The organism is Streptomyces rishiriensis (assembly GCF_030815485.1).
GTDB classification, from domain to species: Bacteria; Actinomycetota; Actinomycetes; order Streptomycetales; family Streptomycetaceae; genus Streptomyces; species Streptomyces rishiriensis_A.
Genome location: NZ_JAUSWV010000002.1, coordinates 4,794,184 through 4,815,814, shown reverse-complemented (window position 1 = coordinate 4,815,814; position 21,631 = coordinate 4,794,184). Strand labels below are relative to the sequence as shown.

The 21,631-nt window shown below is 72.0% G+C and carries 21 protein-coding genes; 6 read left to right on the top strand and 15 right to left on the bottom strand.

Annotated elements, in window-relative coordinates; all coding sequences use genetic code 11:
• Nucleotides 1-71 precede the first annotated feature (71 nt).
• Entirely contained in the window at nt 72-2,600 is a 2,529-nt protein-coding gene (locus QF030_RS23930) for an ATP-dependent Clp protease ATP-binding subunit (protein ID WP_307164689.1), read from the bottom strand.
• Nucleotides 2,601-3,030: 430 nt separating this feature from the next.
• Here QF030_RS23930 and QF030_RS23925 point away from each other — a divergent pair, with 430 nt between their 5' ends.
• Nucleotides 3,031-3,672, top strand: coding sequence for an SCO3374 family protein (locus tag QF030_RS23925; RefSeq protein ID WP_307164688.1), 642 nt, complete (start codon nt 3,031-3,033; stop codon nt 3,670-3,672).
• Here QF030_RS23925 and QF030_RS23920 read toward each other — a convergent pair.
• The 10 genes from QF030_RS23920 to QF030_RS23875 all read right to left on the bottom strand — a co-directional run bounded on the left by QF030_RS23920 (nt 3,651) and on the right by QF030_RS23875 (nt 12,033).
• The gene (locus QF030_RS23920) at nt 3,651-3,986 is read right to left on the bottom strand and encodes a histone-like nucleoid-structuring protein Lsr2 (protein WP_020132476.1); all 336 of its coding nucleotides are present in this window, start codon (nt 3,984-3,986) and stop codon (nt 3,651-3,653) included. The genes QF030_RS23925 and QF030_RS23920 overlap by 22 nt on opposite strands.
• 226 nt (nt 3,987-4,212) lie before the next feature.
• Nucleotides 4,213-4,761 (bottom strand): amino-acid N-acetyltransferase, encoded by a 549-nt coding sequence (locus tag QF030_RS23915; RefSeq protein ID WP_307164687.1) that lies wholly within the window; start codon nt 4,759-4,761, stop codon nt 4,213-4,215.
• Between the two features lie 9 nt (nt 4,762-4,770).
• Nucleotides 4,771-5,211, bottom strand: a complete 441-nt coding sequence (locus QF030_RS23910) for a BlaI/MecI/CopY family transcriptional regulator (RefSeq protein ID WP_307164686.1) — start codon at nt 5,209-5,211, stop codon at nt 4,771-4,773.
• A gap of 147 nt (nt 5,212-5,358) precedes the next feature.
• On the bottom strand, nt 5,359-5,538 hold the full coding sequence (locus QF030_RS23905; RefSeq protein WP_307164685.1) for a hypothetical protein: 180 nt from the start codon (nt 5,536-5,538) through the stop codon (nt 5,359-5,361).
• Nucleotides 5,539-5,589: 51 nt separating this feature from the next.
• Nucleotides 5,590-6,279: a hypothetical protein gene (locus QF030_RS23900; protein WP_307167670.1), complete on the bottom strand. Its 690-nt coding sequence runs from the start codon at nt 6,277-6,279 to the stop codon at nt 5,590-5,592.
• 257 nt (nt 6,280-6,536) lie between these two features.
• Nucleotides 6,537-7,334 carry a type III pantothenate kinase gene (locus QF030_RS23895; protein ID WP_020132481.1) on the bottom strand — a complete coding sequence of 266 codons (798 nt, stop codon included), beginning with the start codon at nt 7,332-7,334 and terminating at the stop codon, nt 6,537-6,539.
• A 16-nt stretch (nt 7,335-7,350) separates the two neighbouring features.
• Nucleotides 7,351-8,352 carry a carboxylating nicotinate-nucleotide diphosphorylase gene (gene nadC, locus QF030_RS23890; protein ID WP_307164684.1) on the bottom strand — a complete coding sequence of 334 codons (1,002 nt, stop codon included), beginning with the start codon at nt 8,350-8,352 and terminating at the stop codon, nt 7,351-7,353.
• Between the two features lie 5 nt (nt 8,353-8,357).
• Nucleotides 8,358-10,073: an L-aspartate oxidase gene (locus QF030_RS23885; protein ID WP_307164683.1), complete on the bottom strand. Its 1,716-nt coding sequence runs from the start codon at nt 10,071-10,073 to the stop codon at nt 8,358-8,360.
• Nucleotides 10,070-11,071, bottom strand: coding sequence for a pantoate--beta-alanine ligase (gene panC / locus QF030_RS23880; protein WP_307164682.1), 1,002 nt, complete (start codon nt 11,069-11,071; stop codon nt 10,070-10,072). Before panC ends, QF030_RS23885 begins: the two co-directional genes overlap by 4 nt.
• Nucleotides 11,068-12,033 (bottom strand): Rossmann-like and DUF2520 domain-containing protein, encoded by a 966-nt coding sequence (locus QF030_RS23875; protein WP_307164681.1) that lies wholly within the window; start codon nt 12,031-12,033, stop codon nt 11,068-11,070. The genes panC and QF030_RS23875 overlap by 4 nt, the downstream gene beginning before the upstream one ends.
• 196 nt (nt 12,034-12,229) lie before the next feature.
• Between QF030_RS23875 and QF030_RS23870 the strand changes: the two genes are divergently transcribed.
• Entirely contained in the window at nt 12,230-13,408 is a 1,179-nt protein-coding gene (locus tag QF030_RS23870; RefSeq protein ID WP_307164680.1) for a threonine aldolase family protein, read from the top strand.
• Here QF030_RS23870 and QF030_RS23865 read toward each other — a convergent pair.
• A complete protein-coding gene (locus QF030_RS23865) occupies nt 13,398-13,607 on the bottom strand; it encodes a hypothetical protein (RefSeq protein WP_307164679.1) in 210 nt (69 codons plus the stop codon). The genes QF030_RS23870 and QF030_RS23865 overlap by 11 nt on opposite strands.
• 304 nt (nt 13,608-13,911) lie before the next feature.
• Here QF030_RS23865 and QF030_RS23860 point away from each other — a divergent pair, with 304 nt between their 5' ends.
• Nucleotides 13,912-15,018 carry a DUF5937 family protein gene (locus QF030_RS23860; protein WP_307164678.1) on the top strand — a complete coding sequence of 369 codons (1,107 nt, stop codon included), beginning with the start codon at nt 13,912-13,914 and terminating at the stop codon, nt 15,016-15,018.
• Nucleotides 15,019-15,132: 114 nt separating this feature from the next.
• Here the strand turns inward: QF030_RS23860 and QF030_RS23855 are convergent, their stop codons facing one another.
• Complete coding sequence (locus QF030_RS23855) at nt 15,133-15,804, bottom strand: response regulator (RefSeq protein ID WP_307164677.1); 672 nt, start codon at nt 15,802-15,804, stop codon at nt 15,133-15,135.
• Between the two features lie 116 nt (nt 15,805-15,920).
• A complete protein-coding gene (locus QF030_RS23850; protein WP_307164676.1) occupies nt 15,921-17,123 on the bottom strand; it encodes a sensor histidine kinase in 1,203 nt (400 codons plus the stop codon).
• Nucleotides 17,124-17,241: 118 nt separating this feature from the next.
• Here QF030_RS23850 and QF030_RS23845 point away from each other — a divergent pair, with 118 nt between their 5' ends.
• Nucleotides 17,242-18,351 (top strand): SAM-dependent methyltransferase, encoded by a 1,110-nt coding sequence (locus tag QF030_RS23845; protein ID WP_307164675.1) that lies wholly within the window; start codon nt 17,242-17,244, stop codon nt 18,349-18,351.
• 54 nt (nt 18,352-18,405) lie between these two features.
• Here the strand turns inward: QF030_RS23845 and QF030_RS23840 are convergent, their stop codons facing one another.
• Complete coding sequence (locus QF030_RS23840; RefSeq protein WP_307164674.1) at nt 18,406-19,557, bottom strand: NADH-quinone oxidoreductase subunit D; 1,152 nt, start codon at nt 19,555-19,557, stop codon at nt 18,406-18,408.
• Between the two features lie 43 nt (nt 19,558-19,600).
• On the opposite strand from QF030_RS23840, the gene QF030_RS23835 reads away from it, so the two are divergent.
• Together QF030_RS23835 and QF030_RS23830 are read left to right on the top strand one after the other, a co-directional pair.
• Nucleotides 19,601-20,104 carry a PH domain-containing protein gene (locus tag QF030_RS23835; protein WP_307164673.1) on the top strand — a complete coding sequence of 168 codons (504 nt, stop codon included), beginning with the start codon at nt 19,601-19,603 and terminating at the stop codon, nt 20,102-20,104.
• Nucleotides 20,105-20,355: 251 nt separating this feature from the next.
• A complete protein-coding gene (locus QF030_RS23830) occupies nt 20,356-21,630 on the top strand; it encodes a PH domain-containing protein (RefSeq protein ID WP_307167669.1) in 1,275 nt (424 codons plus the stop codon).
• Nucleotide 21,631: the final 1 nt, after the last annotated feature.

Sequence of the window (21,631 nt, the reverse complement as noted above, 5' to 3'; positions counted from 1 at the left end):
CCGCGGAACGCATGCGAGAGGGGCCGGTGCTGTGAAGCACCGGCCCCTTTCTCCGCTCAGCCCCCGAAGGGTCAGGCGTCCTTGCTCAGGTTCGGTCCGGCGCCGCCGGCCGCCTGCTCGATCGGCGGGACGTCGGGCAGGGCCGACTTCTCCTCGCCGCGGAAGGTGAAGGCCTTGGTCTCACCCTCGCCCTCCGTGTCCACGACCACGATGTGACCGGGGCGCAGCTCGCCGAAGAGGATCTTCTCCGAGAGCGTGTCCTCGATCTCGCGCTGGATGGTGCGACGCAGCGGACGCGCACCCAGCACCGGGTCGTACCCCTTGGTGGACAGCAGCTCCTTGGCGGACTGGGAGAGCTCGATGCCCATGTCCCGGTCCTTGAGGCGCTCGTCGACCTTGCCGATCATCAGGTCGACGATCCGCAGGATGTCGGCCTGGGTCAGCTGCGGGAAGACGACCACGTCGTCGACACGGTTGAGGAACTCGGGGCGGAAGTGCTGCTTGAGCTCGTCCGAGACCTTGTTCTTCATGCGCTCGTAGTTCGACTTCTTGTCGCCCGAGGCCGCGAAGCCCAGGTTGAAGCCCTTGGAGATGTCCCGGGTGCCGAGGTTGGTCGTCATGATGATGACCGTGTTCTTGAAGTCCACGACCCGGCCCTGGGAGTCGGTCAGGCGACCGTCCTCCAGGATCTGCAGCAGCGAGTTGAAGATGTCCGGGTGGGCCTTCTCGACCTCGTCGAAGAGGACGACGGAGAACGGCTTGCGACGGACCTTCTCGGTCAGCTGGCCGCCCTCTTCGTAGCCCACGTATCCGGGGGGCGAACCGAAGAGCCGCGACACCGTGTGCTTCTCGCTGAACTCCGACATGTCGAGGGAGATCAGCGCGTCCTCGTCACCGAAGAGGAACTCGGCGAGCGCCTTGGACAGCTCGGTCTTACCGACACCGGACGGACCGGCGAAGATGAACGAACCACCGGGCCGCTTCGGGTCCTTGAGGCCCGCACGCGTACGACGGATCGCCTTCGACAGCGCCTTGACGGCGTCGATCTGGCCGATGACCCGCTTGTGGAGCTCGTCCTCCATGCGCAGCAGACGGCTCGACTCCTCCTCGGTCAGCTTGAAGACCGGGATGCCGGTGGCGGTCGCGAGGACCTCGGCGATCAGCTCGCCGTCGACCTCGGCGACGACGTCCATGTCGCCGGCCTTCCACTCCTTCTCCCGCTTGGCCTTGGCGGCCAGGAGCTGCTTTTCCTTGTCGCGGAGGGAGGCGGCCTTCTCGAAGTCCTGCGAGTCGATCGCGGACTCCTTGTCGCGGCGGACGCCGGCGATCTTCTCGTCGAACTCGCGCAGGTCCGGCGGCGCGGTCATCCGGCGGATGCGCATCCGGGAACCGGCCTCGTCGATCAGGTCGATCGCCTTGTCCGGCAGGAAGCGGTCCGAGATGTACCGGTCGGCCAGGGTGGCGGCCTGGACCAGCGCCTCGTCGGTGATCGAGACACGGTGGTGCGCCTCGTACCGGTCACGCAGACCCTTGAGGATCTCGATCGTGTGCGGCAGCGACGGCTCCGCGACCTGGATGGGCTGGAAACGGCGCTCGAGGGCCGCGTCCTTCTCCAGGTGCTTGCGGTACTCGTCCAGCGTGGTCGCACCGATGGTCTGGAGCTCACCGCGGGCCAGCATCGGCTTCAGGATCGAAGCGGCGTCGATGGCGCCCTCGGCGGCACCCGCACCGACCAGCGTGTGCAGCTCGTCGATGAACAGGATGATGTCGCCGCGGGTGCGGATCTCCTTGAGGACCTTCTTCAGGCGCTCCTCGAAGTCACCGCGGTAGCGGGAGCCGGCGACCAGCGCGCCGAGGTCCAGGGTGTAGAGGTGCTTGTCCTTGAGGGTCTCGGGCACCTCGCCCTTGACGATGGCCTGGGCGAGGCCTTCGACGACGGCGGTCTTGCCGACGCCGGGCTCACCGATCAGGACCGGGTTGTTCTTGGTACGGCGGGACAGCACCTGCATGACCCGCTCGATCTCCTTCTCGCGCCCGATGACCGGGTCGAGCTTGGACTCACGAGCGGCCTGGGTGAGGTTGCGGCCGAACTGGTCGAGGACCAGGGACGTCGAGGGGGTGCCCTCGGCAGGCCCGCCACTGGCGCCGGCGGTCTCCTTGCCCTGGTAACCGGAGAGCAGCTGGATGACCTGCTGCCGCACCCGGTTGAGATCTGCGCCCAGCTTGACGAGGACCTGGGCGGCGACGCCCTCGCCCTCGCGGATCAGGCCGAGCAGGATGTGCTCCGTGCCGATGTAGTTGTGTCCCAGCTGAAGGGCCTCGCGGAGCGACAGCTCCAGGACCTTCTTGGCACGGGGGGTGAAGGGGATGTGCCCGGACGGGGCCTGCTGGCCCTGGCCGATGATCTCCTCCACCTGCTGGCGGACCGCCTCGAGCGAAATCCCGAGGCTCTCAAGGGCCTTGGCGGCGACACCCTCACCCTCGTGGATCAGGCCCAGGAGGATGTGCTCGGTGCCGATGTAGTTGTGGTTGAGCATCCGGGCTTCTTCCTGAGCCAGGACGACAACCCGCCGCGCGCGGTCGGTGAACCTCTCGAACATCGTTAATCGCTCCTCAGAGCGGTCAGGCAGTGGGGGGAACTTCCCCTCCCTGTCCTTCCGCAGCTTAGTCCCGCAAGCGGGGACCGCTCATTCCAACTGCCGACACCGTCGATGGCCTCCTGACCCCGAACGCCGACATCTGCTCCAACCCGATGGTGCGAGACGATGTTCCCGCAGGCCAGGCAGTTACCCCAGTCGCCAGTACGCCGATGGCGAACGTGAGACGGCCTTTCCTGCGTGTCGCCCCCTCCCACTAGGGATGTCTTACCCGCTGCAACCGACAGTCCATGCCGTGGGCACCGGTCCCCTCCGCTATGGGCGAACAACCTTCCGCCTCCCGCCGCCCCCACACGCCCCGTTTGTCGACACCGGGCGCATCCGTACAAACACCCAGCGTAACTCGCGGGCCTTTTCGGCGGTTGCACTTGGCATGGTTGGCTCAGTCCCGTCGGCTGTCTGCTCGGCCGCCGCCGCGATCCTCACGGTCCCCCTCCCCCGACGCCCCCTCGACCCGGACGATCCGGCCGACCGGCTCCGCGGCTGGTACGAGAACGAACTGGGCTGGCCGACGGTGCCCGGCGAGCCGGTACGACTTTCGGTGGGCGAGCGCTTCGACGTGCTGGACGTGCCGGCCGAGGCGGGCCTCCCGGCGCTGCGGCGACTCGCGCCGGGATCGCCGGTGGCCGTGCGGGGCGACCGGATGCGGCTGCTGATCGCGGCGGGCGGCTCGGAGGAGGTGCCGGGGATCCTCCAGTGGCTGGAGTGGGGCGCGCTGCCCCTGGATCTGACGGCGATCGGCGCGGGCGAGGTCATCGAGGCTCCGCTGCCGCCCCCCGGCGCGAGCCAGGGCCGCACTCCGGGCCCGCACCGCTCCGGGGCGGTGCAGGGGGCCGCCGTCTGGCTGCGGCCCCCCGTGGCAGGGTTCGAGACCGAGGCCTCGCTGCCGACGATGTCGGCACTGGGGGGCGTTGGGGGCGCCCCCGATCTCGTACGGCTGGTGGACACGCTGGCGACGCAATGTCACCGTGTCCGGCTGTGGCGCGCCAGCGCTCAGCCGTTGGCCTTCTCGTAAGCCTCGCGAATGGACGCCGGAACGCGGCCGCGGTCATTGACCTCGTGACCGTTCTCCTTGGCCCACGCGCGGATCTGCGCGGTGTCCTGGCTGCCACCGGTGGCGGCGCGTGCCTTTCCGCGGCCGCCGGAAGCACGGCCACCGGTACGCCGGCCACCCTTCACGTAGGGCTCGAGAAGTCCACGGAGCTTGTCCGCATTGGTAGTCGTGAGATCGATCTCGTACGTCTTGCCGTCCAGCGCGAACGTCACGGTCTCGTCCGCCTCGCCGCCGTCGAGGTCGTCGACAAGAAGGACCTGAACCTTCTGTGCCACCGGATTTCCTTTCATCGAAAACGTGAGGGCCGGGGGTCCGCGGCATCCGCCGTTTAGCCGCGCCCTGTTATATGCAGTACAGCAGTACGTCGGAAAGCAAACCGCTTTTGCTGGGAAAACACAAACCCCCGGCGGGGGCCCGCAGCCCGCTCCTCGCCCGGAAACGTGCGCGTTTCGGACATAGGGAACCCGGGCAAGGCGGCTCGGTGTGAATGGACGTCGACGATCACAGATGCAGAAGCATCCGGCTGTTGCCCAAGGTGTTCGGTTTCACTCGTTCGAGTCCGAGGAACTCCGCGACGCCCTCGTCATAGGAACGCAGCAGCTCCGCGTAGACATCGGTGTCGACCGGCGTCTCACCGATCTCGACGAAGCCGTGCTTGCCGAAGAAGTCGACTTCGAAGGTCAGGCAGAAAACGCGTCGAACCCCGAGCCAGCGCGCGGTGTGGAGCAACTTCTCCAACAACCGGTGGCCGATGCCCGCGCCCTTGAGGCCCGGCTTCACCGCGAGAGTGCGGACTTCCGCCAGGTCTTCCCACATCACGTGGAGGGCGCCGCAGCCGACCACCTCGGCGTTGTCGTCGCGTTCGGCGACCCAGAACTCCTGGATGTCCTCGTAAAGCGTCACCGTCGCTTTGTCGAGCAGGATGCCGCCGCGGACGTGGGCGTCAAGGAGACCGCGCACGGCGGAGACATCGCCGGTGCGGGCCCGGCGGACGGTGATGGCTTTAGCGGTGACTTCGGGGTTCTCGGCCGAGGGACTCTCTGCTGACATGTGGGGACGCTATCGCCCGTCGGCCTCCGTCGCCGAGCCGGGGTTCTCACCGGTACTCCGCGTACTCTCCGGACTCCCCGCAGTCGCGGGTCCGGCAGTTTCCGGGCCCTGGACCATACGTACGGCGTCGCGCAGCGCGTACCGCTGTTCCTCGCTCATCATCCCGAAGAAGGCGACGAGAGCGGCGGCGGGGTTGTCGCTCTGCGCCCAGGCGTCGTTCATCAGGGCGGCCGCGTAGGCGGCCCGGGTCGAGACCGCCTCATATCGATAGGCCCGGCCTTCGGCTTCACGGCGGACCCAGCCCTTCTGATGGAGATTGTCCAAAACGGTCATCACCGTGGTGTAGGCGATGGACCGTTCCTGCTGAAGGTCTTCCAGGACTTCTCGAACGGTCACCGGGCGGTTCCACTTCCACACCCGCGTCATGACCGCGTCTTCGAGTTCTCCCAATGGGCGAGGCACAGTTCAGAACAATAGTGGGAGATCTCGCCAATCGCGTGCCGGACGTGCGCTTTCATCGGCAAACGGGAACAAAAAGGGCGTGCGGCTCCGGAAAGAGCCGCACGCCAGGAGCTGTGCGGGAGTGTCGCGGGCCGGTCAGGCGTCGGGGCTCGCGGCGGCCTGACGGGCGCCGTCCGCGCGCGCGAGGACGGCGTCGACGGCCGCGTCCTCCTTGGCCTTGTTGGCGCCGCCCTGGGTCTTCACGATCACCCTGATCACACCGATGAAGAACACGGCCATGACGACGGGAGGCACGAGCGCGGAGACGTAGTCCATGGCTCCAGGGTAGCCAGGGCGGCACGGAACACCGGGGCGGGGTCGTGCGTGTCAGCCTGCCGCGAGCCTCTGCTGCTCCGGGTTGGCGGGCGGCGGGGTCGGTCTGCGGCGCGGGAAGACCTCGCCCGGCGTGGGAACGGGCCGTCGGCCCGGCTCCGGGGCGGGCTCGACGGGAACCGGTCCGGGAGCGGGCGTGGCGGGCTTGCCGGTCGGCTTCCTGCGCGGTTCCTCGACCGGCCGGCCGCCGGGATCGTCGGCGGCGAGGGACGGACGGGCGCAGCTGTCCCCGGAGAGGCCCCCGGGAAGGGCCAGAAGCCGGGTACGGGACGCCGGGACGGTGGGAGCGGCCTCCGGGGCCCTGCGGGTCGCCCGGCGTGCCAGGCGGGCGCGTACGTCCCGTTCGGCGAGCATCTGGCAGCGACCCAGGAGGGCGGCGGCCGTGGGGTTGCCGCGCAGGGCGCGCAGAGCGGCGAGGTCGTCGGGTTCGGGGCGGTAGCCGGTCGGCAGTACCTCTTCGAGAAGCGTGAGGTAGCCGGCGGCGGTGCCGGGGAGGGCGGCGCGGTACCGGGCGAGATCGGCCACCAGGAAGGCCCGCAGTCGGGCGGCCTCGCGCACCGCCTCGTCGAGGGACTCGGCGAGGCGATGACAGTCCTGGATGTCCTCGGCGGAGACGGGGCCGGGGTGGAGGGCGAGGGCGAGGGCGCGGCGGAGCACACGCAGCTCCTCCGTGCCGAACGCCATGCCGCCGCGGGATCCATAGGGCGTGGGCATGCCGTGACGATACGCGCTAATCAGACAAATTCGACATAAGGGACGGGTGTGGCGCGTCGGCGATCCGCCCCGGTGGCCCACGCACCGGTATCCGATCCGCCGAGGACCAACGGGCCATCCGCCCCCGCGCGCCGCCCCCGTCCACCGCGACTCACCGAGCCTCGGCGGCCCTGTTCTGCCTCCGACCGCGTCCGACCGCCTCCGCTCGTCCACGGAGGCGGTCGCGCTCACATACGGGACACGTTGCGCTCGTACACCAGGCGCAGTCCGATCAGCGTCAGCCAGGGCTCGTGCTCGTCGATCACGGAGGACTCGCCGAGCACGGTCGGTGCCAGCCCGCCCGTCGCGATCACCGTGACCTCGTCCGGGTCGTCCGCCAGCTCGCGGGCCATCCTGGTCACCACGCCGTCGACCTGCCCGGCGAACCCGTAGACGATCCCGGACTGCATCGCCTCGACCGTGTTCTTGCCGATGACGCTGCGCGGCCGGGCCACCTCGATCTTGCGGAGCTGTGCGGCCTTGACGCCCAGCGCCTCGACGGAGATCTCGATGCCGGGGGCGATGACCCCGCCGACGTACTCGCCGCGCGCGCTGACCGCGTCGAACGTCGTTGCCGTGCCGAAGTCGACGACGATCGCAGGGCCGCCGTAGAGCTCGTTCGCCGCGACCGCGTTGATGATGCGGTCGGCGCCGACCTCCTTGGGGTTGTCGAAGAGGATCGGCACACCCGTCTTCACGCCGGGTTCGACCAGCACGGCGGGGACGTCGCCGTAGTAGCGCCGCGTCACCTCGCGCAGCTCGTGCAGTACGGAGGGCACGGTCGCGCAGATCGCGATCCCGTCGATGCCGTCGCCCAGTTCCTCGCCGAGGAGCGGGTGCGTCCCCATCAGCCCCTGCAGAAGCACGGCCAGTTCGTCCGCGGTCCGGCGGGCGTCGGTGGAGATCCGCCAGTGCTCGACGATGTCCTCACCGTCGAACAGGCCGAGCACGGTGTGCGTGTTGCCCACGTCGATCGTCAGCAGCATGGCCGGTCCCCGTTCCCTACTCCGCCGCTCGCAGATCCAGACCGATGTCCAGGATCGGCGAGGAGTGCGTCAGGGCGCCCACGGCGAGGAAGTCGACGCCGGTGTCCGCGTAGGCCTTGGCGTTGACCAGGGTGAGCCGGCCCGACGCCTCCAGCAGGGCGCGCCCGCCGACGATGCCGACGGCCTCGGCGCACTCCGCGGGCGTGAAGTTGTCCAGCAGGATCAGGTCGGCGCCCGCGTCGACGACCTCGCGCAGCTGGTGCAGGGTGTCGACCTCGACCTCGATCGGGACGTCCGGGAACGTCTCCCGCACGGCCTGGAAGGCCTGGGCGACGCCGCCCGCGGCGACCACGTGGTTGTCCTTGACCAGCGCCGCGTCGGACAGCGACATGCGGTGGTTGACGCCTCCGCCGCAGCGGACGGCGAACTTCTCCAGGGAGCGCAGGCCAGGTGTCGTCTTGCGGGTGTCCCGCACGCGTGCCTCGGTGCCCTCCAGGGCGTCCGTCCACGCGCGCGTGGCGGTGGCGATGCCGGACAGCCGGCACAACAGGTTGAGCGCGCTGCGCTCGGCGGTGAGCAGGTCACGGGTGCGGGTGGTGACGGACAGCAGCTTCTGTCCCGCCTCGACCCGGTCACCGTCCTCCACGTGCCGCTCGACCTCGAACTCGTCCGTGCAGACGACCGAGACGACCGCCTCGGCGATCCTGAGGCCCGCCACCACGCCCGCCTCCCGCGCGGTGAAGTCGGCGGTGGCGACCGCCTCCTCGGGAATGGTCGCGACGGTGGTCACGTCCACGCCGTGGGCCAGGTCCTCCTGGATGGCGACGTTGGCGATGTCCTCGACCTCCACGGGGTCGAGTCCGGCGTCGGACAGCAGTTGGGCGAGCGCGGGGTCGAGCCCGCACTCCGCGTATTCGGCGTATCCCTCGCCGGCGAAATCGGTGTCTGCGTCGGCGCCACAGGCACAGCCGTCGCCGCAGCCGCCGCTCTGGGCGAGGGGAAGGTCGGGGGTGCTCACGTCTGTCACTGCTCCTGGAGGTGCTGCCGGGTCGGGGGGAAGTCTGCGGTATCGGTGGTGTGTACGGCGAGCGTGCGGTCCGGATTCAGCCGTACGACGATGTGGCGGCGCCAGTTCGCGTCGTCTCGGTCGGCATGGTCCTCGCGCCAGTGGCAGCCGCGGGTCTCCTCGCGCTGCCGGGCGGCGGCGACCAGGACCCGCGCCACGCACAGGAGGTTGGTGGCCTCCCAGGTGTCGACGCCGGGCTCGGCCGTCTTGCCGTTCTCGTCGAGGGCGTCACGGGCCTCGGCATGCAGCCGCACCAGCTGGCCGGCCGCCCTCTCCAGGGAGTCGGCGGAGCGCAGGACGCCCGCGCCGTCGGTCATGATCCGCTGGATGGCGAACCGGGCCTCCGCGGCGAGGAGCGGGTGCGCCGGCTTCTCCGGGTGCTCGACCGGCACGGGCACCCGCGCGTGCAGGCCGTCGTCCGTCCGGCTCGACACGATGTCGGTGACGATGCGCTCGGCGTAGACGAGGCCCTCCAGGAGGGAGTTCGACGCGAGCCGGTTCGCGCCGTGCACGCCGGTGCAGGCGACCTCGCCGCACGCGTACAGGCCCGGCACGGTCGTCCGGCCGTGGGAGTCGGTGCGCACGCCACCGGAGGCGTAGTGGGCCGCAGGGGCGACCGGGACGGGCTCGGTGACCGGGTCGATGCCGTGGACGCGGCAGGCGGCCAGGATCGTCGGGAAGCGGTGCTCCCACATGTCGGCGCCGAAGTGGCGGGCGTCGAGGAACATGTGCTCGGCGTCCTGCTCCTGCATGCGGCGCGTGATGCCCTTGGCGACGATGTCCCGGGGCGCCAGCTCGGCCAGCTCGTGCTGCCCCACCATGAAGCGCACGCCGTCCGCGTCGACCAGGTGGGCGCCCTCGCCGCGTACCGCCTCGGAGACCAGGGGCTGCTGGCCCTCGGCGTCCGCCCCGAGGAACAGCACGGTCGGGTGGAACTGGACGAACTCCAGGTCGGAGACCTCCGCGCCCGCGCGCAGGGCGAGCGCCACGCCGTCGCCGGTGGACACCGACGGGTTGGTGGTGGCGGAGAACACCTGGCCCATGCCGCCGGTCGCCAGGACGACCGCGGGGGCGTGCACGGCGCCCACACCGTCGTGCTGGCCTTCGCCCATGACGTGCAGGGTGACACCGGCGGTGCGGCCGGCGGCGTCCGTGAGCAGGTCCAGCACGAGTGCGTTCTCGATGGTGCGCAGACCACGCGCGCGCACCGCCTCGACGAGGGCGCGGGAGATCTCCGCGCCGGTCGCGTCGCCGCCCGCGTGCGCGATGCGGCGCCGGTGGTGGCCGCCCTCGCGGGCGAGCTCCAGGCCGCCTTCCTCGGACTCGTCGAAGTGGGCGCCGGTCTCGATCAGCCGGCGCACGGCGGCGGGGCCCTCGGTGACGAGGATGCGTACGGCGTCCTCGTCGCACAGGCCCGCGCCCGCCACCAGTGTGTCGTCCAGGTGCTGTTCGGGTGTGTCGCCCTCGCCCAGGGCCGCGGCTATGCCGCCCTGCGCCCAGCGGGTGGAGCCGTCGTCGAGCCGGGCCTTGGTGACGACGACCGTCGTCAGGCCGGCGGCCTCGCAGCGCAGGGCCGCGGTCAGACCGGCGACGCCGGAGCCCACGACCACCACGTCCGCGGTGATGTTCCAGCCGGGCGCGGGCGCGTGCAGTCGTATGCCTGTGCTGGTCACGAGGCGGCTCCGAAGGTGAGGGGGAGGTTGTCGATCAGCCGGGTCGTCCCGACCCTGGCGGCGACGGCGAGGACGGCCTCGCCGGTGAAGTCGTCCTCGATCTCGGTGATCTCCGTGAAGTCCGAGGGGTCGACCAGCGCGAGGTAGTCCAGTTCCAGCGGCGGGTCCAGCCGGGCGGCCTCGTCGAGGACCTGGCGGGCCGCCGCGCGAATGGCCGCCGGGTCGCCGGGGGCGGCCTTGGCGACGGCGTGTGTGTCGGCCGCCGCGCGGGACTCCCCTATGGCGCTGAGCGCCTCGGCACGCGCGCGGGTGGCGGGCACCTGACGGGCGCGTGCCCGCAGTGCCTCCTGCGCGGCGTGCCGGTCGCGGCCCGCGAACAGGGCCTGGGAGAGCGCCAGCGCGGTGCGTCGGCCCGCGGCGGACAGATAGCGGTTGCGGCTGGACAGGGCCAGCCCGTCCTCCTCGCGCACGGTGGGCACGCCGACGATCTCCACACCGAAGTTCAGATCCCGCGTCATACGGCGGATCAGGGCGAGCTGCTGGGCGTCCTTCTGCCCGAACAGAGCGGTGTCGGGCCGGGTGAGGTGCAGCAGCTTGGCCACGACGGTGAGCATGCCGTCGAAGTGTCCCGGGCGGGAGCTGCCCTCGAGCCGCTCGCCCATGGGGCCCGCGGTGATGCGGACCTGGGGCTCGCCGCCCGGGTAGACCTCGTCCACGGACGGGGCGAACACGACGTCCGCGCCGGCCTGCTCGGCGAGCGCGAGATCGGCGTCCAGGGTGCGCGGGTAGCGGTCGAGATCCTCGCCCTTGCCGAACTGGAGCGGGTTGACGAAGACCGTGACGACGACCTCGCCGTGCGGGCCGGCGAGTTCCCGGGCGGTACGGACGAGGGTGGCGTGGCCCTCGTGCAGGGCGCCCATGGTCATCACGACGGCCCGGCGGCCGCCACGCGTGCGTGCGTGCAGTTCGGCGGCGGTGCGCAACAGGGTGGTGGTCATCCGGCGTCTCCTTCGGAGCCGTGCGTGCCGGGGGCACCGGGGTGTCCGGGGGTGCCGTGGGTCTCGTCGGCGAGTACCCCGAGGAGGTCCTCGGCGAGTTCGGGCTTGAGGAGCCCGTGGGCGAGCGCGCGGTCGGCGGTCGCGCGGGCCATCGCCAGGTAGCCGGCCACGGTCTGCGGGGCGTGCTCACGCAGCTCGGCGACGTGCGCGGCGACGGTGCCCGCGTCCCCGCGCGCGACGGGGCCGGTGAGGGCGCCGTCGCCGGAGCGCAGCGCGTTGTCGAGGGCGGCGCCGAGCAGCGGGCCGAGCATCCGGTCGGGAGCCTCCACACCGGCCGCCCGCAGCAGTTCCATGGACTGGGCGACCAGCGTGACCAGGTGGTTCGCGCCCAGGGCGAGGGCCGCGTGGTAGAGCGGCCGGCTCTCCTCCGCGACCCACTCCGGCTCGCCGCCCATCTCGATGACCAGGGCCTCGGCGGCCAGCCGCAACTCGTCGGGCGCGGTGACGCCGAAGGAGCAGCCCGCCAGCCGTTGCACGTCGACGGCACTGCCCGTGAAGGTCATCGCCGGGTGCAGGGCCAGCGGCAGCCCGCCCGCGCGCAGGGCCGGGTCGAGGACCTTCGCGCCGTACCGCCCCGAGGTGTGCACGATCAACTGGCCGGGGCGTACGGCGCCGGTCTCGGCGAGGCCTTCCACGAGCCCGGGCAGGGCGTCGTCGGGGACGGTCAGCAGCACCAGGTCGGAGCGCTGGAGGACCTCGGCGGGCGGGAGGACGGGCACGTCGGGCAGCAGCAGCGCGGCTCGCCGCCTGGAGGCGTCGGAGACGCCGGAGACGGCGACCGGGCGGTGCCCGGCGAGTTGGAGGGACGCGGCCAGGGCGGGGCCCACCCGGCCGGCGCCGACCACGCCGACGGCGAGCCGCGCGGGGCGGTCCCTGGGGTCTGGCTGTTGGGCTGTACTCACGCGACGGAGGCCTTCCGTTCCAGTCCGCTCCGGGTACCGGACGATTTCTCGTCATGTTAACGCTATCCGTCCGGGGAGCGTCCGGTCGTCCACAGGCTGTGGGTAATCCCACCCGTTCCCGACCTGCGGCCCAGAGGGCGGGCGGGGCCGGAAACGCCCGTGACCCGGCGGGCCGCCGCACGGCATGATCCGGGACATGACGAACACGGCGGAACACGGCGAGGAGAAGTCGGCGCGGCAGCGCCTGCGGGAGCGGCGGGCGGCCGCCTACCGGACGGCGGAGCGCGTCCTGTCGCGCGACGGCGCCCGGGGCACCCTGCGGGACCGGCTCGCGTTGCTGCACGAGGCCGCGCCGCAGGTCCACGACCTGGACGAGCCCGCCGACCTCTATGGCGACGGTGTCGTGGCGGCCCTGGAGGAGCGGGTCGCCGGTCTGCTGGGCACGGAGGCCGCCGCCTTCTTCCCGACCGGCACGATGGCTCAGCAGGTCGCCCTGCGCTGCTGGGCCGGACGCACCGGCAACCCCACGGTCGCGCTGCACGCGCTCAGTCATCCCGAGGTGTGGGAGCGGGGCGCGTTCAGCGCCGTCAGTGAACTGCGCACGGTCCGGCTGACGCGCGAGCCCCGGCTGCCCACCGCCGAGGAGGTGCGGGCCTTCGAGGAGCCCTTCGGGGCGCTGATGCTGGAGCTGCCCCTCAGGGACGCCGGTTATGTGCTCCCCTCCTGGGAGGAGCTGACCGAGGTCGTGGAGGCGGCACGCGAGCGTGACGCGGTGGTGCACTTCGACGGTGCGCGTCTGTGGGAGACGACCCATCACTTCGGCCGGCCCCTGCGGGAGATAGCGGACCTGGCCGACAGTGTCTACGTGTCGTTCTACAAGTCACTCGACGGCTTCGGCGGGGCCGCGCTCGCCGGCCCGAAGACGCTGGTGGAGGAGGCGAGGACGTGGCGGCACCGCTACGGCGGGGCGGTCTTCCAGCAGTTCCCCACCGCCCTGGCGGCGCTCGTCGGCCTGGAGCGGGAACTGCCCCGGTTGCCCGACTACGTCGTCCACGCGCGCGTGGTGGCCGCCGCGCTGCGCGAGGGGTTCGCCGCGGCGGGCGTGCCGTGGGCGCGCGTGCACCCCGAGGTGCCGCATACGCACGAGTTCCAGGTGTGGCTGCCGTACGAGGCCGATGTGCTCTCCGAAGCGGCGGTGCTCCAGGCCGAGCGGACGAAGGAGATGCTCTTCGCGGGCGCCTGGAGCCGCGGCGGGCCGGGGTTGTCGTACACCGAGGTCACCGTCAGCGCCGCCGGACTGACGTGGACGGCGGACGACGTGAGGGGGGCGGTCGTGGACTTCGCGGGCCGGGTGGCCGAGGTGGTCAGCAGGTAGGACGCGGGCGCAGTCGACGGGCCAGCGCCCGCCGCAGCCGCCCGTGGGCGGGTCGGCCCGCGAGGACCGCGCGGAACTGCCGGTAGTCGCGCAGTTCACGCATCACCTGCCAGTCGTGGGCGCCCGGCGCGGGCACGGCGGGCGCGCCGTGCCGCCACGCGCGGTAGGTGTCGAGGGCGTACTGCTGGGTGATGCTCATGACTGATCCCTCTCGGAACGAACGTGGGTCGGCCAGGTTCTGGACGTGACCCGGACGGGCCTCGCACGGGCCTCGGGCGGTGGCTCGGAGGTGGCTCGGGCGGGCTTGGACAGGGGAGGAGGTGGTCCGGACGTGGCCCGGGCAGGAGAGGGCGTGCGGGAGGAAGTCCGGAGGGCTGCTCCCCGGCTGCCCCGACTGCCCCGGCCTGTGCAGCCTGCGCCCGGCCCGTGCCCGTCGTCGCGTCGATTGACGGCGGCCGTCAATCGAGGACCGCGTTGTCAGTGGTGGGGTGCACCATGAGGTCATGAGCCTGAGCATCGACATCGCGGGGCTGCGGCCGGAGAGGGTCGCGGTCGTGCCGTCGCCCCTGGCCGAGCTCGGCATGGCGCTGCACGCGCTGTCCGAGCCGGGGCACCATCCCGGCCTCCAGGGCTGGGTCACCGGTGTGACCGCCGGGCTCGACTCGCATCTGGCGGACCGGATGTGCGAGGCCGACTTCCTGTGGCGGACGACGTACTCGGACATCTTCCTGCCGTACGCGGGCATCCCGGGCAGAAGCACACTCCCCGGGGCCTCGCTCGCCGAGGAGCTCGACCTCCTGGACAAGCTGACGGACGAGCAGTTCGTGGACTCGGCACTGGAGTTCACCTGCGCGCCCGGGTACGACGTACCGAGCCCCAGCGTGCTCGCCGACCCCGAGCTGCGCCGGCGCGCCTTCGAACTGGCGGCCACACGCGGTCCGCGGCAGGTGCGGTTCACCCAGCGGCTGCTCGACGACCCGCCCCGGGTGCGTGCCTGGCTGAGGCAGTTCCTGAAGGACTGCGACGAGGCGTTCTTCGCCGACGTATGGGCCCGGGTGCGCCTCCCGCTCGCCACGGACGCCCGCTACAAGACGGATCTCCTGCGCCGCAAGGGCCTGGCGGAGGCCCTCGCCTCGGTCTCCTCGGCGGTGACGCTCGACGCGGACGCCGCGCGCATCACCGTGGACAAGCTGGTCCAGGGCCGCAGCGCCACGGGGGACGGCGGCCTGCTGCTGGTGCCGACGAGCCTCGGCTGGCCGCACTTGATGGTGCTGCACCGGTACGGCTGGCAGCCCGTGCTGCACTACCCGGTCGGCTCGCCGGAGCTGGCCTCACCGCCCTCGGTGGAGCAGCTGACCCTGCGGATGACGGCGCTGTCCCACCCCGTGCGGATGCGGATCTGCCGCCTGCTGGCCCGCAGCGCGTACACCACGACCGAGCTGGCCCAGGTGCACGGCATGACGGCCCCCGAGATATCCCGGCACCTCGCGGTCCTGAGGAAGGCGGGCCTGCTCACCACCCGTCGGCGCGGTCGTTACGTACTGCACCAGCTCGACGTGACGGTGGTGGCCCGACTGGGCAGCGACTTCCTGGAAGGGATGCTCCGCTAACCGTCGGCGACCCGCCGGACCCGTGCGGGTCACGTGGACCCGCACGGACTCTCATGGGCCCGTGCGGACTCTCATGGGCCCGTGCGGACTCTCATGGGCCTGGGCCCGCGCGGGTCAGCCGTGGCCGCCGGCCCGGACGATCCCGGTCTCATACGCGAGGACCACCACCTGGACCCGGTCGCGCAGCCCCAGCTTGGTCAGGATGCGACCCACGTGTGTCTTCACGGTCGCCTCGGACAGCACCAGCCGGGCCGCGATCTCCCCGTTGGACAGCCCGTGGGCGACCAGCACCATGACCTCGCGCTCCCGCTCCGTGAGCCGCTCCAGCTCCTTGTGGCGGGGCTCCCTGCCGGTGGTGGGCAGCATCGGCGCGAACCGGTCGAGCAGGCGGCGGGTGGTGGACGGAGCGACCACCGCGTCACCGCTGTGCACGGAGCGGATGGCGGCGAGGAGCTCGCCCGGCGGCACGTCCTTGAGCATGAAGCCGGAGGCGCCCGCCTTCAGTCCGGAGAACGCGTACTCGTCCAGGTCGAAGGTGGTCAGGATCAGCACCTTCGGCGGTTCGGGCTCGGCGCAGATGCGCCGGGTGGCCTCCACACCGTCCAGCTTCGGCATGCGGACGTCCATGAGCACGACGTCGACCGCCGTGGAACGCACCACCTGGAGGGCCTCGACGCCGTCGCCCGCCTCCGCCACGACCTCCATGTCCGGCTGGGCGGCGAGCACCATCCGGAACCCGGTGCGCAGCAGCACCTGGTCGTCGACGAGCATCACGCGGATCGCCATCGAGTCCTCTTCCGTTTCTGCTGTTTCTGCTGTTTCTTCGGGTTCTTCGGTTTCCGTCAACCGGTACGAGTGGCCCCGAGGGACGTGACAGGTGTCACCAGGGGCGTGCGTCGGCTTCAGTGCGCGGGTTTGAGCGGGAGCAGCGCGCTGATGCGGAATCCTCCGCCGGGCCGCGGGCCCGCGTCCAGGGTGCCGCCCACCATGCCGACCCGCTCGCGCATGCCGATCAGGCCGTGACCCGCGCCGTCGGCGCCGCCCTCGCCGTACAGCTCGTGCGGGGCGCCCTTGCCGTCGTCCTCGACGAGCAGGCCGAGGCCGTCGTCGAAGTAGACCAGGCGCACGCTCGCGCCCGTGTTGGGCCCCCCGTGCTTGCGCGTGTTCGTCAGCGCCTCCTGGACGATGCGGTACGCGGTCAGCTCGACGCCACTGGGCAGCGGCCGTGGCGTGCCCTCGACCTTGAAGTCCACGGGCAGGCCCGAGCCGCGGCACTGCTCGACGAGGTCCTCGATCTGCTCGACGTCCGGCTGCGGCACGTACTCGCCGCCCTCCTGGTGCTCGCCGGTACGCAGCACGCCCAGCAGGCGGCGCATCTCGGCGAGGGCCTGGCGGCCCGTGGAGGAGATCGTCTCCAGGGCCTTCTTCGCCTGGTCGGGCGCGGCGTCGAGGACATAGGCGGCGCCGTCGGCCTGCACCACCATCACCGACACGTTGTGCGCGACGACGTCGTGCAGCTCTCGCGCGATGCGGGCGCGCTCGGCGGCGACCGCGACCTTCGCCTGCGCCTCGCGCTCCTTCTCCAGGCGGGCCGCGCGCTCTTCCAGCTGCGCGAAGTACGCGCGACGGGTGCGGATGGAGTCGCCCAGCACCCAGGCGAGGGCGAACGGCACCGTCTGGAAGACGATGACCGCGACCTGGCCCGGCACGCTGGCGTTCTCGTGCGGCCAGCGCACCTGCGCCAGGGTGGCCGCGCTCAGCGCCATGACCAGGGCGAGACGGGAGGCCCAGCGGGCACCGTTCGCGGCGACCGTGTAGACGATCACCAGCAGGGCGAAGTCGGCGGCCGTGACCCCGACGTTCAGCACCAGCTGAGCCAGTCCGAGCGCCGCGGCGAGCACGAGCATCTGCTCCGGCATACGCCGACGCAACGCGATGACCAGGCACAACAGGAACACGACCGGCACCAGCAGCGCCATGGAGTCGGTGCCGCCGCGATCTTGTCCCGCGGTCCCGGCGGCCGCGGAGATCCCGAACAGGACGAGGGCCCAGAAGGCGTCGACCCCGGTCGGGTGTCTGCGGAGGAAGTCATAGAGGCGCTGCACGTAACCCAGCGTAGGGAAGCCCGATGCGTGCAGGGGTCAACCGGAGGGCCGATCCGGTCCGGGCGCGCGTACTCCGCAAGGTGGATGCCGTGATCACCTGTACGCCTAGTCTGACCGGGTGGAGGACGACGGGACGGGCTCGGGCGGATGGCGTGGCTGGCGGGCGGCGACGCAGGCGGCCCTGTACGGCGTGGACGGAACGGGCGGCTTCTACCGGCGCTCCGAGGGACCGGTCGGACACTTCCGTACGTCCGTGCACGCGTCGCGGCTGTTCGCCGGGGCCGTGGCCGGGCTGCTGTGCCGGGTCGACGAGGCGCTGGGCCGTCCCGCGTCGCTCGACTTCGTCGACATGGCCGCCGGCCGGGGCGAACTGGTCACCGGTGTGCTGGCCGCGCTCCCCGCCGATGTGGCGGCCCGCACGCGCGCGTGCGCCGTCGAGGTCGCCGGCCGCCCCGCCGGTCTCCCTCATCGGATCGAGTGGCTGCCCGAGCCCCCGCAGCGGCTCACCGGACTGCTGTTCGCCAACGAGTGGCTGGACAACGTGCCCCTCGAGGTCGCCGAGGTGGACTCCGCGGGCGTGGCCCGACTGGTGCTCGTGCGGGACACCGGGGCCGAGCGGCTCGGGGATCGGGTGTCCGGCGCGGAGGCGGAGTGGCTCGCGCGGTGGTGGCCGACGGCGGGCGAGGAGGGGGTGCGGGCGGAGATCGGGCTGCCCCGGGACACGGCGTGGGCGTCTGCCGTCTCCCGCGTCGAGGCCGGGCTCGCGGTGGCGGTGGACTACGGACACACGGCGGACGCGCGCCCCCCGTTCGGAACGCTCACCGGCTTCCGGGAGGGACGCGAGACGGCACCCGTGCCGGACGGTTCCTGCGACATCACGGCCCATGTCGCGCTGGACGCGTGCGCTGAGGCCGGAGCGGCAGCGGCAGCGGCAGCGGCAGCGGCAGCGGCAGCGGCAGCGGCACCAACGGCTGGGAGGGGCGCGGCGCGTGAACCCGCCTGCGCGCGCCTGCTCACGCAACGCGCCGCGCTGCGCGCCCTGGGCATCACCGGCGCCCGCCCTCCGCTGGCACTGGCGTCCACGGACCCCTCCGCGTACGTGCGCGCCCTCGCGAGCGCCGGCGAGGCCGCCGAGCTCCTGGCGCCGGGCGGACTGGGCGGCTTCGGATGGCTGCTCCAGCCGGTCGGCATCCCCGACCCGCTGGGCCCGGGACCCGAGACCGGCTGACCTCCCGCGACGGCCTCCTCCGCCGCCGCGGCCCACCTGCGTCGCGTCGCCCGCCTACTTGTCGATGTCCCCGACCACGAAGAACATCGACCCCAGGATCGCCACCATGTCCGAGACCAGCGTGCCCGGCAGCAGTTCGGTGAGGGCCTGGATGTTGTTGTACGAGGCCGAGCGGAGCTTCAGCCGGTACGGCGTCTTCTCGCCCTTGCTGACGAGGTAGTACCCGTTGATGCCGAGGGGGTTCTCGGTCCACGCGTACGTGTGCCCCTCGGGCGCCTTGAGGACCTTGGGGAGCCGCTGGTTGATCGGGCCGGGCGGCAGCTCCGCCAGACGGTCCAGGCAGGCGTCCGCGAGGTCGAGCGCGTTCCGCGTCTGCTCCAGGAGGCACTCGAAGCGCGCGAGGCAGTCCCCCTCGGTCCGGGTCACCACCTTCAGGGTGTCCTGAAGCTCCCCGTACGCGAGATAGGGCTCGTCGCGGCGCAGGTCGAAGTCGACACCGGAGGCGCGCGCGATCGGCCCGCTCACGCCGTACGCGTGCACGTGTTCCGGCGCGAGCGTTCCCACGTCCCGCGTGCGCCCGCGGAAGATCTCGTTGCCGAGCACCAGATCGTCGAAGACGTCCATGCGCGAGCGCACGGCGGCGACAGCGCCACGCGCGCGTGCGGCCCAGCCGGCCGGCACGTCCTCCTTGAGGCCGCCGACCCGGTTGAACATGTAGTGCATGCGCCCGCCGGAGACCTCCTCCATCACGTTCTGCAGCACCTCGCGCTCACGGAAGGCGTAGAAGACCGGGGTGATGCCGCCCAGCTCCAGGGGGTAGGACCCCAGGAACATCAGGTGGTTCAGCACCCGGTTCAGCTCCGCGAGGAGGGTGCGGGTCCACACCGCGCGCGGGGGGACCTCCATGCCGAGCATCCGCTCCACCGCGAGGACCACGCCCAGCTCGTTCGAGAACGCCGACAGCCAGTCGTGGCGGTTGGCCAGCATGACGATCTGGCGGTAGTCGCGTGCCTCGAACAGCTTCTCCGCGCCACGGTGCATATAGCCGATCACCGGCTCCGCCTGCCGGATGCACTCACCGTCCAGGACGAGCCGCAGACGCAGCACACCGTGTGTGGAGGGATGCTGGGGGCCGATGTTGAGCACCATGTCGGTGCTCTCCGCGGCACCGCCGATCCCGACCGTGGTCTCCGTCGTAGGAGTCATGGGCACAGTCTCCCCTACGCGCTCGCCTACGTACGCTGACGGTATGGAAACGGGGAGCCCGGGTGGCGCGGGGACGACGGCGGCCGGACCGGTGTGGATCGGGCTGCCGCCGGGACTGCTGCGGATGCGTCGGCTGCTGCTGGTGGTGTGGCTGGGGTCTGCGGCCGTCGGCGCCGGGCTGCTGCTCGGGCTGCTCGTCGGCCCCGCGTGGGCGGCGTTCGCCCTGCTGCCCCTGGTCGGCATCGGATGGGGCTGGGTGCTGCTCGGCCGCAACTGGCACTCCTGGCGGTACGCCGAGCGGGCCGACGACCTGCTGATCAGCCGGGGCGTGCTGTGGCGGGAGGAGACCGTCGTGCCGTACGGGCGCATGCAGCTCGTCGAGGTCACCTCCGGGCCCGTCGAACGGCACTTCGGGCTGGCCAGCGTCCAGTTGCACACGGCGGCCGCCGCGACCGACGCGACCATCCCCGGCCTGGACCCGGCCGAGGCGGAACGGCTGCGCGACCGGCTCACCCAGCTCGGCGAGGCCCGATCGGCGGGCCTGTGACGACGCGGGGCGTCGAGGACGGCGTACCCGAGGTACCCGACGTGCCCCCCACCGCAGACGCCACGCACCTCACCGACACGCCGAACACCCGACGCACCACCGGCACCACCGGCACCACCGGCACCAAAGACACCAAAGACACCGGCAGCGACCCAGGCACCTCGGGCACCGCACATGCGCCTGCCGCAGATGTCACGGAGACGACGGACCCGGCCGGCAACCGACCCGAACGGTCCGTCGCCGAGCGTCGGCTGCACCCCGTGACCCCTTTTCGGCGGGCGTGGGCGCCGATCGCGGTCCTCGTCGGGTGGGCCGTGCACGATCCGAACCAGGCGCAGGCGCAGCTGACCCGGCTGACCACGACGACCTTGCTGATCGCGCTCGCCGTCCTCGTTCCCGCGGCCTCCCTCTACGGCTTCCTGACGTGGTGGTTCACCCATTTCTCGGTGACCGACAGCGAGCTGCGGATCCGGACCGGCCTGCTGTTCAGGCGCGCCGCGCACATCCGGCTGGAGCGCATCCAGGCGATCGACGTCAGTCAGCCGCTCCTGGCGCGGATCGCGGGTGTCGCGAAGCTCCGGCTCGACGTGGTCGGCGCCGAGAAGAAGGACGAACTGGCCTTCCTGGGCGAGCAGGAGGCCCGGGTGCTGCGGGCGGAGCTGCTCGCGCGGGCGGCGGGTTTCGCGCCGGAGACGGCACACGAGGTGGGCGAGGCGCCCGCGCGCGAGTTGTTGCGCGTCCCGGCGCGCGAGCTGGCGATCGCGTTGGTACTGACGGGTGCGACCTGGGGCGCGCTGGTCGCCGCGCTCGTGGTGCCGCCGGTGCTGTGGCTGGCCACCCACAGCGTGTGGACGGTGCTCGCGACGGGCGTGCCGCTGCTCGGCGCGGCGGGCGCGAGCAGCGTGGGACGGTTCGTCGGCGAGTACGACTGGACGGTCGGCGAGTCGCCGGACGGGCTGCGGATCGACCACGGGCTGCTGGACCGTACGCACGAGACGGTGCCGCCCGGGCGGGTGCAGACGGTGCGGATCGTGCAGCCGCTGCTGTGGCGGCGGCGCGGTTGGGTCCGGGTCGAGCTCGACGTGGCCGGCTCGGCCAACTCCGTACTGGTCCCGGTCGCCCCGCGCGCGGCCGCGGAGGCCGTCGTCGCGCGCGTGCTGCCCGGGGTGAGCGTCCCGGCCGCCACCTCGCTGTCGCGCCCGCCGCGGCGGGCCGGGCGGTGTGTGCCGCTGTGGTGGCGGGGCTACGGGATCGCCGTCACGGACGCGGTGTTCGCCACCCGGCACGGCCTGCTGCGCCGCAGCCTGGCGCTCGTCCCGCACGCCAAGGTGCAGAGCGTGCGGCTGACGCAGGGCCCCTGGCAGCGCCTGTGGCGGCTTGCGGACGTCCATGTGGACACGGGGGCCGACAAAACCGTCACAGCTCGGCTGAGGGACGCGCAGGAGGCCGAGGAGCTGCTCCGGGGTCAGGCCGAGCGGTCACGGACCGGGCGCCTGGACGCCCGGCCCGACCGGTGGATGTCGTAGG